Below are 13,934 nucleotides of genomic sequence, written 5' to 3'. Positions count from 1 at the left end.
TTCTTTTTAAATTTGGCTTTGACATTAATCAAAAAAACGCCCGGAAATTTCCGGACGCTCTTTCTATAATAATGAAAACTTCTATTTCAAAAAGTCTTTACCCTGAAAAGTCGGGTTGGGATATTTATAAAAGCCTTCGCCGCTTGAAACGCCGAGTTTTCCGGCATCTATAAACTGATTTTTCAGCACGTTAACAAATTTCATTTTTTCCTCATTTCCTGAGCGTTCCGCTTCGGTTTTAAAAATGTGGTATACGGTTCCCAAACCAACCACATCCAAAATACCGAACGGTCCTATTGGCGAACCGGTTCCGAGCATCCAGGTTTTGTCGATGGTTTCAATGTCCGCAACGCCTTTCGCATATAAAGTGATTCCTGAACTCAACAGCGGCACCAAAAGCGTATTGAGAATGTAGCCCGGCTGTTCTTTTTTCAGTGGCAGCGCAATCATTCCGATTGATTTGGCGAATTCCACGAGTGTTGCAAATACTTCCGGATTGGTCTTTTCAGTGCCCATAATTTCCGCCGTGTTGTGTTTCCAGATTTCGTTGGCGAAATGCAAAGCGAGAAATTTTTCCGGCCTTCCGGTTTCATCCATCAATAAACTCGGCAAGAGTGTGGAAGTATTGGTGGCAAAAATGGTTTTTTCGGGAGCTATTTTGGATAAATTTCGGTAAAATTCCTTTTTAATCCCGATACTTTCCGGAATGGCTTCAATCAGAAGATCCGCTTGGGAAACCGCTTCCTGAAGGCTGATGGAAAACTGCAATTTTTGATAGGCTTCTTCCAGTTTTTCAGATGAAATCTGAAGGTCCGATTTGTATCGGGGCAGAAAAGTATCAATCAGTTTTTTGGATTTTTCAATTGCCTCAGCGTTGATGTCGTAAATGGTCACGTCATAGCCGTGCAGTGCGGATTGAAAAGCAATCTGCGAACCCAAAACGCCGCTTCCGGCTACGGTGATTTTTTTTATTGTTGTCATTTTTTTTAAATTTTAGAAAACCTTACAGGTATTTAAGACCTCTCAGGTTTTTCAGGTTAAATAATTACTCCCCTTCTTGCTTATGCTCAAAGAGACCTTTCAGTTTGTCCCATTGCTGCGCGAAAAAACCATCGTGTTCGTCGTGCGAAATTTCCGGCAGAATATGCTCAAAATAGGTATTCTTCAAAACTTTGTTCAGAATTCCGCTTCCCGGAAAACCTTTGCCGTCGTTCAAAGTGTTGGCAGCTTTCAACAAATGACGGATGTCGTATTGCAACGGATTGATATCAGGGACCTGTTTATTGCTGTCAAGAAGTTCATAAACCGCAATTCTCGCCGTTCTCACCGAACTTTCCATTGTAAAAACCACATCGTTATTGGTTTCCACAAACTGTCCGACCAGTCCGAGATTCACGCAACCATCGGGAACCACCTGTGGACGGTCACCTTTGGCACGCGGTAAAAACATCGAGGTGATATACGGCATATAAGAGGTTTTCACAATCGTATTCTGTATGATATTGTCCAGTTGATTTTCAATACCTAAATGATAGGCCAACTCTGCCAAAATCTCGTTACCGGTGCATTCCGGCATTGTTTTCTGAACGTAATTTCCCTTTTCGTCCATCAGTAAAGCATACACCCAGATTACCAAAACATCATCCGGCTGATTCGGGAAATGGGGCTGTCTGTTGCAGGTAAAACTCATCACCCAATTGCTGTCGGTAATCGAAATAATACCGCCTGTAACGGTTTTGCCGGAATACGGGTCGTTCACCGAATACTCTTTCAGTTTTTCTACAAAAGCAGACGGTTTGCAGGTGAGCGTTGCCGACATCCACGCCGATTTGGAAACATCCGAATTGAATTTTTCAGGTTTGCCAAACACTTTAGATTTTTTTGCCAGATTATTCCAAACAGTCCATCCTTTTGATTTGCCGGAATTTTCTTTGGTAAAATCTACCAATGGCGCCGTAACATTGTCGCCGTAGCGTGTATCTTCCGTCATAGATCCAGTAGTGACGATCACAAAATCATTTTCGCGTACGGCAATTTTTACTTCAGAACCGTTCTGTTCCGTGATAATGTTTCTGACGATTTTTTTGTCAGCATTTATTTCAATATCCAAATCTTTCACCACGGTTCCAAACTGAATTTTAACCCCAAGTTCCTGTAAATGTTTTCGTAAAGGCACTACGAATGTGTCATACTGGTTGTATTTTGGGAAAACCAGCGACGAAAGGTCATTCAAACCATCGATAGCGTGAAGGAAACGGTGAAAATAGAGTTTCAGTTCCAGTAAACTTTGCCAGTTTTCAAAAGCAAACATAGTGCGCCAAAACCACCAGAAATTACTTTCCAAAAAGGTTTCGGAAAACCAATCTTCAATCGTTAAATCGTCCAAATCTTCTTTTTTCGCGAGCAAAAGTTTCATCACCGCCAACTGATCTTTTTTATTGAGCCCGAATTTGCTGAAATCTTTTATTTCGCCTTTGTTGTGAATGAGCCTTGCTTTGGAATGGTTGCGGTCGTTGTCGTTTACAATACGGTATTCATCGAGCACGGAATACGGTTTCGGAAGTTCCAAAGCGGGAATGTCCTGAAACATATCCCAGAAATTTTCGTAGGTAAAATCCATTTCACGTCCACCGCGAATAATGTATCCTGTTTCCGCATTTCCCGAGCCGTCCAAAGAACCGCCTTCAATATTGAGCTGCTCTAAAAAAGTAATATTTTCGGCAGGAATTTGCCCGTCGCGAATGAAATAATAGGCAGAAGAAAGTCCGGCGATTCCGCTGCCGACAATGTAAACTTTGCTGTCCTTAAATTTGCCATCCGGAAGTCCGATATTTCTTTGGTAATTTCCAATCTGATCGGGAAAAGGCATTGTGTTGGTGGGTAAATTCTGTAGCCGCGTTTGGCTTGCATCAGGTTGATGATTTACTTTTCTGTGATTTTCGGTTGTGTTCATAATTAATTTTTTTTTGATTAATGATGACTCAAAGGTACGACCGCAGGTTTTTATATCTTTTGACATTTGTCAAAAAAACGTCCGGAAATTGCTTCCCGGACGAACAAACAAACTATAAAGAAATGAAAACTTTATATTTCTTGAGGTGTTGAGCCGTTTTCTTTGAGATTAACTTCTGCCGGGAATCTATATTCTAAACTTTGATGCCGCCTGTTATGGTTGTAATAGCTGAAGTATCTTGCCAGTCCCCGGTAGCATTCTCGGCCATCGCTGTAGGCGTAAAGATAGATGTTTTCGTATTTCACACTGCGCAAAAGCCTTTCGATGAAGATATTGTCCAGCGCGCGTCCTTTCCGTCCATGCTTAGGTGCACCGTTTTCAATTTTTCCACATAGGTGGTATACAACTCCGAGGTGAACTGCGCACCTTGATCGGTGTTGATGATTTCGGGTTTTCCATACTTTTCTATGGCCTCGTTCAGCGGGTCCCTGCACCATTCCGAAGTCATCGTGTTACTCAAACTCCAGGACAGTACGAATCTGCTGTAAAGATCGATCACGGCGCACAGGTACAGGTAGCCTCCCCGAACCGGGACATACGTAATATCCGTAGCCCAAACCTGATTTGGACTTATTTTATTTAAAAATAACAAAATAACAAAATTTCGAAACGAAACGCTATCTTTTAAAACTTATTTAGAAGGGTATTTTTGCATTAAAGCTTGTAAGATAGCCCAAGTCTCCATGTCTAAGACTCCGTCTGATTTTTCAGGTCGAAAATGATACTGAAAAGCTTCTATCGTTTGCTTTGTTTGCTTGTCCCAAGCAGTTGTATTGTCAAGTTTGTATCCGAACTTATTTAACGCTGTTTGTATTTTATAAATAAATTGCGGTGTGCTATATTGTGCTAAAAAATCTTCTTCTGTAATCGTTGACAAAAATGTAGCTTTTGTTGCATCATCATACCACATACCAACTTGGTATTCATCATACAACTTTTTCCAAGGGAACATAGGTCCTGGATCTTGTTTTCTAGTTGGCGCAATGTCGGAGTGTGCAAGGATGTTAGTAGGAGGGATGTTGTAACGTGTTGCAATATCTTTAACAAGGCTAGCAACTTTTTTTACTTGCTCTTCCGGAAAACCAGGGAAACTTTTTGTTCCTGTTGCATCCGTTGCCCAGCCTCCATTTACGATTTCAATACCAATTGAGGTGTCGTTAAGATTTTGATCATTTCTCCAATTGCTAACACCAGCGTGATAAGCACGTTTATTTTCATCAACTAAAAGATAAATTTCGTTATCATCGTAAGAGTTTACAAGATAATGTGCACTTACAGATTGTTGCGTCAGTACAGATACAGACTTATCATTGTCCAAAGCAGTGTAGTGTAAAATGACATATCGTTGACGAAAATTTTGTGCAACTGCAGGAAAATATGTCTTTACAACTTTATAATTATTAGGTTTTGCAGCAACAATTGATCCATAACTAATGGTATTGTCATTCTTTGTAATGTCAGCAATGTTCACTTTGTAGAAGTCGGCTTCTTCTTGTTTAACAGGTGGCTTTACAACTGGTGTAGTTGGAGTTGTTGGTTGAGTTTTAGCAACTGGCTTTGGCGTTGCTGCAACTTTTTTAGAATTATTTTGAGAACCACAAGAAACTAAAGTGATTCCTAATCCTATGACATATAATGAATTACGCATACACGGGGCTTTTATTGTGTTTTACTTGGTCAAAAATATGAAAAAAAATTACAAAAATAATTTGGTAGATATTAAAAAGTGTTCTATATTTGCACTCGCAATTCAGCAGTTAAACGATCATTAAAATTAAATAAAAGTAAGGAGGGTTGCCGGAGTGGTTAACGGAGCAGTTTGCTAAACTGTCGACCCGAAAGGGTCGCGTGGGTTCGAATCCCACACCCTCCGCACTTATATTATATTTCGGGGCGTAGCGTAGTCCGGTCATCGCGCCTGGTTTGGGACCAGGAGGTCGCAGGTTCGAATCCTGCCGCCCCGACTTTTTAAAAATAATGAGAGTAATCTCTCGAAGGGTGCGTAGCTCAGCTGGATAGAGCATCTGCCTTCTAAGCAGACGGTCACAGGTTCGAATCCTGTCGCGCTCACAAAAAACTCACAACTTGTTTGTGAGTTTTTTTATTAAAGTTTCGTTGACCTCGGGGCGTAGCGTAGTCCGGTCATCGCGCCTGGTTTGGGACCAGGAGGTCGCAGGTTCGAATCCTGCCGCCCCGACGGAAAAGCCACTTCGTAGTTGAAGTGGCTTTTTTATTGTCTTTTTGGTGGAATTAATTTTTGTTCATTTTTCTTTAAAATTTCGTTCAAAAAAAATCTGTAAAAAGAAAGTTTAAAATTTTCCCTTTCTTCAAAAATATTTTAACTTTCCACATTAATTTGATCGTATGACAGACTATAGAATAGAAAGTGATTTATTAGGAGAATTACAAGTCCCAGCGCAGGCTTATTATGGTGTGCAGACCCAAAGAGCTATTAACAATTTCAAAATTTCTGGACAGACCTTGTCGCAATTTCCTGAGTTTATTAAAGCTTTAGGATATGTTAAAAAAGGTGCTGCTAGGACTAATTATGAGCTAGGTTTGCTTGATGAAGAACTTTATCAATATATTGTTAAAGCTTGTGATGAGGTTGTTGAAGGTAAATTTGATGATCAATTCCCAATCGACATGATCCAAGGTGGCGCAGGTACATCTGTTAACATGAATGCTAACGAAGTTATCGCTAACCGTGTTTTAGAAATGATGGGGAAAGAGCGTGGCGATTATCAATTCTGTTCGCCAAATGATCATATCAATTTGTCGCAATCTACTAACGACGCTTATCCTACCGCTATTAAGATAGCTTTGTATAATATGAATGCTATTTTAGTTGAAAAATTAATCAAAACCATTGATGCATTCCGTGCAAAAGGTGTAGCGTTTAACGATGTTATCAAAATGGGAAGAACGCAACTTCAAGATGCTGTTCCGATGACTTTGGGACAGGAGTTTGAAGCTTATGCAGCTAATCTTGAGGAAGATATTTCTAAACTAAATAATAATGCACTTCTCTTTGTTGAAATTAATATGGGTGCAACAGCGATTGGTACAGGCCTTAATGCGCCACCAATGTATGCAAAACGTTGTGCTCTTAACTTAGCCGAGATTACAGGGATGCCGATGGTAACTGCGCCTAACTTGGTGGAAGCTACGCCTGATACTGGGTCTTACGTTATTTATTCTTCGGCGATGAAGCGTCTAGCAGTTAAGATGTCAAAAATTTGTAACGATATACGTTTGCTAGCTTCTGGACCACGAGCAGGATTTTTTGAGATTAATTTACCACCAATGCAACCCGGATCTTCAATTATGCCAGGGAAGGTTAACCCAGTTATTCCGGAGGTTGTTAACCAAGTATGTTATAAAGTTATTGGTAACGATTTAACAGTAACATTTGCCGCAGAAGCCGGACAGTTGCAACTTAACGTGATGGAGCCTGTGCTTTGCCATGCGATTATGGAAAGTAATAACTTTATGTGCAACGCTTTAGATACACTTCGTGAGAAATGTATTGTTGGTATTACTGCAAATAAAGAAGTTTGTCTTAATATGGTTAAAAACAGTATTGGTATTGTTACCGCTTTAAATCCGTATATTGGCTACAAAAATTCAACTAAAATTGCGCAAGAAGCTTTAGAAACTGGTAAAAGTGTTTACGATTTGGTGTTAGAATATCAGATTTTAACACAAGAAAAACTAGATGCTATTCTTGATCCTGCCAATATGTTGTCGCCTCATAATTTATTATAATGTCTAAACTAAAAAAGTTAGTAAAAGCTACCCAAAATATTATTAGTGAACCAAGTTTACTCAATCTTGTACTAGATGAAAACTCTGTTCGCGAACAAGAGCATTTTCAAAAATATCCTAATCTAAAGACCTTACCACAATTATCTTTTGACGAGTTGTTAGGTGCTCCTTTGGATGCGGATGTTGATTTGTTTGTGCTAGATGGAGGTTCTTTACCAACAGACATTGCACTTCTAAAGTCTTTGTCTCAAAATAAGAAAAACTATTTTGAGATCGGAACTTGGCGTGGCGAAAGTGTTTGGAATGTTGCCAAGAATATACACAATTGCTATACGCTAAACCTTTCTAAAAAGGAAATGATGGATTTAGTTTGGAATCCCAAGTATGCAGAATTGCATGGTGTTTTGTCGAAAAAGAACCCAAACATTAAGCATCTAGAATCAAATACCAAGACTTTTGATTTTAAATCTTTGGATCAAAAATTTGACCTTATTTTTATCGATGGCGATCATTCGTACGACATGGTAAAACACGATACAGAAAAGGTGTTTGAGAATCTAATGCACGAGAATACCGTTGTTGTTTGGCACGATTACGCTTACAATCCTGAGAAAGTTAGATATGAGGTTTTTAAAGCTATTTTGGACGCCTTACCCGCAGAGTGTCATCAACATCTATATCATGTCGAAAATACAATGTGCGCAGTTTTTGTAAAAGGAAATTTTAAAACCAAAACTTTTGAAAGTCCAAAAACGCCAGAATCATTGTTTAAAATTTCGGTTAAACAGAATTCATTTTAATAAAATAAATTTTGAAATTTCTTATCATAATTCCCGCACACAACGAGGAAGCTTGTATCTTGCAGTGTTTGGAGTCTTTGGCTCAGCAAAGTTTTCAGGATTTTCGTTGTGTTGTGGTTAATGATGGTTCGGCAGATTCAACGCAAGAATTGGTTGAAAAGTTTTTACTAAAACACTCTAATTTTTGGATTAAAAATCTTCCCAAATCCGAGCATCACCCTGGCGCAAAAGTGGTTCAAACTTTTGAAAAAGGTCTTCAATATGAAGATTTGTCCGATGTTGATATTATTTGTAAGTACGATGCAGATATTATTTTTCCACAAGATTATCTGTCAAAAATAAGTCAAGGTTTCGAACAAAATCCCAAATTGGGAATGTTAAGCGGTTTGGTTTACATTCAAAACGAAAAAGGCGATTGGGTTTTTGAAAATTTGTCGTCAAAAGATCATGTTCGCGGCCCAATTAAAGCCTATCGAAAAGAATGTTTTGAAGCAATGAAGGGACTTCGCGCTATTTTGGGTTGGGATAATATTGATGTAATGTTGGCACAAAAGGCAGGTTGGGAGGTTGCAACAATCAAAGACTTATGGGTGAAGCATCTACGTCCAACTGCTTATAAATATAAAAAACAAAAAGCTGAAAAACTTGGCGAATATTTTTACAATATCGGTTTAGATATTCCTTTGGCGATGATTTCATCCGCAAAATCCGCGATGAAATCCAAGTCTTTTTCTGAATTTTTTATTACAATTAAATCTTATTTTAAACAAAATCAAGAGCGTGTTTTGACAAACGACGAAATCTTTTATATTCGTCAACTTCGCTGGCAATCGATGTTTAAAAAGTATCTAAAATCAAAGTAAGATGAAAAAAATCGCTTATATTGAGCTTGATACGCACGCCGAAATTGCAAAGAATTTTTACCAACTTTTTAAAGATTCCGAAATTTTTGAAGTTGATTTTTATTTGTCGGAGAGAGTTTACAAAATGTTTGATGTTAAAGCGAATCATGTTAAACTTTCGGAACCGAGTATTATTTTGAATCAATTATCAAAACAAAATTATGATTTGGTGATTATTGGGACGGCGCACCGTTATTTTAATACATTTTTAGCGATTCGGTCGAAGTATAATTCAGCGATTATTTGTCACAATCTTAATTTTACTAAAGCTTCGATAGCTCAATTGTTAAAATCTGTTTTTCTGAAGGATCTTCGTTATCGGTTAAAACTTCTCATCAAAGAAAGTCTGTTATCTGCACCAGCTTTGTACCGGAAAGATCAAAGTCTTTTGGTTTTGGATAAAACATTTTCTAATGAGAGATTTCGATATTTGGGTTTATTTTTCAATCAATATTTTAATGATGAAAATAAAGATGAGGTTTTGAGAATTGTCGTTCCTGGAGCTGCTTCACAAAGTCGTCGCGATTATTTTCACATTTTAGAAAATTTGAAAAATATTAAAAATCCGACTTGTAAAATAATAGTTGTTTTTCTCGGAAAAGCTAGTTTTGAGATTCAACAAGCGATCCATAATGAAAAGCCTGTTTTAGATTCGAAAGTTGAAATTATCAGTTTTAAAGAGAAAGTTTCGCAAACTGATTTTGATGTTTGGATGCAAAAAGCAGATGTACTATGGTGTCCTATTCAAAAAGAAACTGAATTTTTAGGCATTTCAGAGTTTTATGGAATTTCCAAAATGACGGGTAATATCGGCGACGCCATAAAATATGGAAAACAAGCTGTTTTTCCGTCGTATTATCAAACAGATTTAGATTTTATTTATAACGAAAAAGAAGATGTTTGGTCCCAATTTGAAGAATTAAAACGTCATAAAAAAAATCTATTTTCTGATTTTTCAAAAGAAAAAGTTCGAGCAGAAGCTGAACGAACTTTATTAAATTTGATAAAATAATTCTTTATTCTTCGATTTTTAAATTTTCAAAATCTTAAAAATCTTAAAACTAGAACCTATGTTTTTAAGTTTAAGAATTAGCCAATCAGTCACTTACTAATCCCATAAAAATTCCCTAATTTTGTTATCCGAAATTTTGGATACGACATGGATTATTTGAAAGGATTAAATGAGTCTCAATACGAAGCAGTTACAACATTAGAAGGGCCGTTGATGGTTTTGGCGGGCGCTGGTTCTGGCAAGACGCGTGTGCTGACGATGCGCATCGCGCACCTCATTACAAATGGTGTTGACCCTTTCAATATTTTAGCTTTGACTTTTACCAACAAAGCGGCGCGCGAGATGAAAGAACGTATCGCAAAAGTTGTCGGCGAAAGTGATGCAAGGTCGCTCTGGATGGGAACTTTTCACTCGGTTTTTGCAAGATTGTTACGTAGTGAAGCGCATTATCTTGGTTTTCCGTCCAACTTTACGATTTACGATACACAAGATAGTCTTAACGTTCTGAAAAAGGTTTTAAAAGAGATGAATATCGACTCCGATATTTATAAACCTAAAAAAGTTCTGGGACGAATTTCACAATACAAAAATAACCTGATTACAGTTAACGCATATTTCAATAATCCCGAAATAATCGAGGCTGACGAACGTGCGAATATGAAATTGATGGGCGAAATTTATCGCAAATATGTCGACACTTGTTTCCGATCGGGTGCGATGGATTTTGATGATTTGTTGTTAAGAACCAACGAGTTGTTGACGAGATTTCCAGAAGTTTTAGCTAAATATCAAGATCGTTTTCGTTATATTTTGGTTGATGAGTATCAAGATACCAACCATTCTCAGTATTTGATTGTCAAAGCATTAGCTTCAAAATTTGAAAATATTTGTGTTGTTGGTGATGATGCACAGTCGATTTACTCTTTCCGTGGTGCGAATATTTACAATATTTTAAATTTCAAAAAAGATTATCCTGACGCGCATACCGTTTCTTTGGAACAAAATTACCGCTCGACGCAAAATATCGTCAACGCTGCTAATGTTGTTATTTCTAAAAACTTACAACAGTTTAAGAAAAACGTTTTTAGTGAAAATGAAGAAGGTGAAAAGATAAAAATCTATCGAAGTCTTTCTGATGCTGATGAAGCGAATTTCGTGGCATCTAATATTTGGGAAATCCGCAATCGTGAGCAACGAAAGTTTGAAGAATTTGCGATTTTGTATCGTACCAATTCGCAGACACGTGCTTTCGAAGATGCTTTGAGAAAACGAAATATTCCGTATCGTGTGTATGGCGGATTGTCGTTCTATCAACGTAAAGAGGTTAAAGATTTAATTGGATATTTACGACTTTTAGTTAACGAAAATGACAGCGAAGCTTTGTTGCGGGTTATCAATTATCCTGCAAGAGGCATCGGCGAAACGACACAAAATAAATTGATTGTTTTTGCTGATCAAAATAATATTTCGATTGCGGAACTGCTGAGTAATTTAGGTTTTTATGCGCCAAGATTAGGACTTAATAATGGTGTTCTTAATAAATTGGGAGAGTTTTGGTCGATGATTAAAGCTTTCCAAGTGATGTTAAAACAAGATAATGTTTATAATGTTGCGATGGAAGTTTCGAAACGAAGTGGATTAATCAAACTTCTAAAAGACGACCAAACGCCAGAAGGCATTTCGAGGGTTGAAAACGTACAAGAATTGTTAAACTCTATGCAGGGTTTTTTGGAAGAGCAACAGCAATTGGAAGATGGTGATGCTAGTTTGTCTAATTTTCTAGAAAACATTGCACTTTCCGCAGATACGCAACGCAACGATGACGAGGAAGATATGGTGTCGTTGATGACGATTCACCTTTCCAAAGGTTTGGAATTCCCTGTTGTACATTTGGTTGGTTTGGAAGAAAATCTTTTCCCAAGCTTTATGAGTAGTTCTTCACGAGAAGAATTGGAGGAGGAGAGACGTCTTTTTTATGTGGCTTTAACAAGAGCCGAAAAGCAAGCCTTTTTCACATATGCAATTTCGCGTTTCCAATGGGGAAAAATTACAGATGCTGAGCCTTCGCGTTTCTTAAGTGAAATCGATTCGGAGTTTTTAGAATTTATTAATCCTGCGATGGAGCGCCGTACAATTAACCGTTCGGGACTTAGTTCTTCAATTTTTGATGAATCACCAACTTCCGAAAAACCGTTCTTTAAAAAGAAAGAAGCAAAACGTACGATTGGTTCTGCACCAAAAGAGGAGGCGGTTCCGAAAAATCTAAAACCTGTTGCAACTGCCAGAATCATTAATCCATCAGGACAATCGTCGCAAGATATCGAAGTTGGAGATCATGTAAGACATGATAGATTTGGTGTTGGAGAAGTCATTTTCTTAGACGGAACAGATCCTAATAATATAAAAGCTAAAGTTCATTTCGCGAACGAGGGCGAGAAAAATTTAATTTTAAAATTCGCAAAACTTACGAAGATTTAATTCCTATATTGCAATATGATTAAAGCTAAAAATATTCATAAATTTTATGGAAGTTTAGAGGTACTTCGCGGTGTAGATATCCATATCAAACACGGTGAAGTGGTTTCTATTGTTGGAGAATCAGGTGCTGGTAAATCGACGTTGTTACAGATTTTGGGTACTTTGGATACGCCTTCTACACCCAATAAATTTGATACTTCAATTGATTTGGATGGGCAATCTTTTTTAAATATGAAAGATAAAGAATTGTCAAAATTCCGAAATCAAAATATTGGATTTGTATTTCAGTTTCACCAATTGCTTCCAGAATTTACAGCTTTAGAAAATGTTTTGATTCCTGCGAGAATTGCAAACAAAAACTTGAAAGAAGCGACAGATAAAGCGATTTCAATTTTTGAAGATCTTAATATCGAAAGTAGAATGCATCACAAACCAGGACAATTGTCGGGTGGAGAAGCGCAAAGAGCTGCGGTTGCAAGAGCTTTGATTAACTCTCCAAAAATCATCTATGCGGATGAGCCGACTGGTAATTTGGACTCGAAAAATGCAGACGATTTACATCAATTATTTTTTGATTTAAGAGATAAATACAATCAGACTTTTGTGATTGTAACCCATAACACGATTTTGGCTGAAAGTACCGACAGAAAGTTGGTGATGAAGGATGGATTAATTGTTTAAGATTAAAACATGCGTTCCTTTTTTACATTTTTTGTATTTCTGTTATTGCTTTCTTGTTCGGGTTTAAGCAAAGGGCAAACGAACGCAGATTTAGCATCTAGCAAAAATGTAATTGAATTAAAAAACTTTCTAAAATCATCAAATTACAACCAAGATTTAGCTTTTTTAATTGATTTTACTAAAGCTTCGGGAGAATTTCGTTTTTTTGTTTACGATTTTAAAAATGATCAAATCCTTGAAAAAGGATTGGTAGCTCACGGTTCTGGTTCAGACAAAGGAAAAACAAAAAAGTCTCTGAAATTCAGTGATGTAGAAGGTTTTTATCGTTCGTCACTTGGTAAAAATGTTGTTGGCGAAAGTTATGTAGGCGATTGTGGAAAGTCTTACAGATTGTATGGTTTGGACGATTCTAACAGCAATGCATTTGATCGTGCTATTGTTTTGCACAAATTAAAATGTGTGCCAGATAAAGAACAAACTGATCCAATTTGTCTTATTGTGGGATGTCCGATGTTGTCTGATAATTTTTTTAAATTAGTAGAAAAGTATATTGACAATTCGTCGAAGAGAATTATTCTGTTAGCTTATAATTAATTCAAAAAATGAGTATCAAATTCTTAGCTGAAGATGATCGTCCGCGCGAAAAATTTTTACTAAAAGGTAAAAATGCGTTGTCGGACTCGGAGTTGCTTGCCATTATTATGGGAAGTGGCAACCGTGAGGAATCTGCTGTAGAATTAGCGCGACGTATTTTGGAAACTGTCGATAACAATTGGCATCAATTGAGTCTTTTATCTATTCAGGATTTGATGAAATTTAAAGGTGTTGGCGAAGCAAAAGCAATTTCTATTGCAACAGCTTTAGAAATCGGAAATCGTAAAACTTTGCAAGAAGTTCCTGATAAAATACAAATTGGTTCTAGTAATGATGCCTACAAAGTTTTTAAAGTCTTTCTTTCGGAATTAAGACATGAGGAGTTTTGGGTTTTATTTTTAAATCAAAGTAATAAAATTATACATAAATCTTGCTTGTCGCAAGGTGGCATCGCGCAAGCTGTTGTCGATATTCGATTGTTGTTTCGTTCAGCATTAGAACACGTTGCAACCAGTATTATTGTAGCGCACAATCATCCGTCAGGAAGTCTAAAACCTAGTGCCGAGGATATTAAAATAACCAAAGAAATAAAAGAAGCAGGAAAATTATTAAAAATTGAACTGCTAGATCATTTGATTCTTTCGCAAAAATCTTATTTCAGTTTTGCGGACGAAAATATGCTGTAG

13 protein-coding genes and 4 tRNA genes are annotated in these 13,934 nt (G+C 37.2%); 12 read left to right on the top strand and 5 right to left on the bottom strand.

The window, feature by feature from the left end:
* Positions 1–81: 81 nt before the first annotated feature.
* The 5 genes from AC23MB_RS06935 to AC23MB_RS06915 all read right to left on the bottom strand — a co-directional run bounded on the left by AC23MB_RS06935 (position 82) and on the right by AC23MB_RS06915 (position 4,661).
* Complete coding sequence (locus AC23MB_RS06935; protein ID WP_374328991.1) at positions 82–981, bottom strand: 3-hydroxyacyl-CoA dehydrogenase; 900 nt, start codon at positions 979–981, stop codon at positions 82–84.
* 64 nt (positions 982–1,045) lie between these two features.
* Positions 1,046–2,953, bottom strand: a complete 1,908-nt coding sequence (locus tag AC23MB_RS06930) for an oleate hydratase (protein ID WP_487786971.1) — start codon at positions 2,951–2,953, stop codon at positions 1,046–1,048.
* Positions 2,954–3,084: 131 nt separating this feature from the next.
* Positions 3,085–3,336, bottom strand: coding sequence for an integrase core domain-containing protein (locus tag AC23MB_RS06925; protein ID WP_374329021.1), 252 nt, complete (start codon positions 3,334–3,336; stop codon positions 3,085–3,087).
* Positions 3,255–3,605, bottom strand: coding sequence for a DDE-type integrase/transposase/recombinase (locus AC23MB_RS06920; protein WP_374328990.1), 351 nt, complete (start codon positions 3,603–3,605; stop codon positions 3,255–3,257). The genes AC23MB_RS06925 and AC23MB_RS06920 overlap by 82 nt, the downstream gene beginning before the upstream one ends.
* A gap of 39 nt (positions 3,606–3,644) precedes the next feature.
* The gene (locus AC23MB_RS06915) at positions 3,645–4,661 is read right to left on the bottom strand and encodes an N-acetylmuramoyl-L-alanine amidase (protein WP_487786846.1); all 1,017 of its coding nucleotides are present in this window, start codon (positions 4,659–4,661) and stop codon (positions 3,645–3,647) included.
* A 140-nt stretch (positions 4,662–4,801) separates the two neighbouring features.
* On the opposite strand from AC23MB_RS06915, the gene AC23MB_RS06910 reads away from it, so the two are divergent.
* The 12 genes from AC23MB_RS06910 to radC all read left to right on the top strand — a co-directional run bounded on the left by AC23MB_RS06910 (position 4,802) and on the right by radC (position 13,934).
* Positions 4,802–4,886: transfer RNA gene (locus AC23MB_RS06910), tRNA-Ser, on the top strand.
* Between the two features lie 16 nt (positions 4,887–4,902).
* Positions 4,903–4,977 (top strand) — tRNA-Pro (locus AC23MB_RS06905).
* 32 nt (positions 4,978–5,009) lie between these two features.
* Positions 5,010–5,083, top strand: a tRNA-Arg gene (locus AC23MB_RS06900).
* 52 nt (positions 5,084–5,135) lie between these two features.
* A tRNA-Pro gene (locus AC23MB_RS06895) sits at positions 5,136–5,210 on the top strand.
* 167 nt (positions 5,211–5,377) lie between these two features.
* Positions 5,378–6,781, top strand: a complete 1,404-nt coding sequence (gene aspA, locus AC23MB_RS06890; RefSeq protein WP_487786845.1) for an aspartate ammonia-lyase — start codon at positions 5,378–5,380, stop codon at positions 6,779–6,781.
* On the top strand, positions 6,781–7,581 hold the full coding sequence (locus AC23MB_RS06885; protein ID WP_487786844.1) for a class I SAM-dependent methyltransferase: 801 nt from the start codon (positions 6,781–6,783) through the stop codon (positions 7,579–7,581). The genes aspA and AC23MB_RS06885 overlap by 1 nt, the downstream gene beginning before the upstream one ends.
* A gap of 11 nt (positions 7,582–7,592) precedes the next feature.
* Positions 7,593–8,444 carry a glycosyltransferase family 2 protein gene (locus AC23MB_RS06880; RefSeq protein WP_487786843.1) on the top strand — a complete coding sequence of 284 codons (852 nt, stop codon included), beginning with the start codon at positions 7,593–7,595 and terminating at the stop codon, positions 8,442–8,444.
* A 1-nt stretch (position 8,445) separates the two neighbouring features.
* Positions 8,446–9,495 carry a hypothetical protein gene (locus AC23MB_RS06875; RefSeq protein ID WP_374330612.1) on the top strand — a complete coding sequence of 350 codons (1,050 nt, stop codon included), beginning with the start codon at positions 8,446–8,448 and terminating at the stop codon, positions 9,493–9,495.
* Between the two features lie 147 nt (positions 9,496–9,642).
* Complete coding sequence (locus tag AC23MB_RS06870) at positions 9,643–11,973, top strand: ATP-dependent helicase (protein WP_374330614.1); 2,331 nt, start codon at positions 9,643–9,645, stop codon at positions 11,971–11,973.
* 15 nt (positions 11,974–11,988) lie between these two features.
* Entirely contained in the window at positions 11,989–12,654 is a 666-nt protein-coding gene (locus AC23MB_RS06865) for an ABC transporter ATP-binding protein (RefSeq protein WP_312324472.1), read from the top strand.
* A gap of 9 nt (positions 12,655–12,663) precedes the next feature.
* Positions 12,664–13,248: a murein L,D-transpeptidase catalytic domain-containing protein gene (locus AC23MB_RS06860; RefSeq protein ID WP_313031603.1), complete on the top strand. Its 585-nt coding sequence runs from the start codon at positions 12,664–12,666 to the stop codon at positions 13,246–13,248.
* An 8-nt stretch (positions 13,249–13,256) separates the two neighbouring features.
* The gene (gene radC / locus AC23MB_RS06855; protein WP_313031608.1) at positions 13,257–13,934 is read left to right on the top strand and encodes a RadC family protein; all 678 of its coding nucleotides are present in this window, start codon (positions 13,257–13,259) and stop codon (positions 13,932–13,934) included.

This window comes from Soonwooa sp. T0.1_25 (assembly GCF_057652215.1).
The sequence above is the reverse complement of the archived record's forward strand: the minus strand, read 5'-3'. Positions and strand labels throughout refer to the sequence as shown.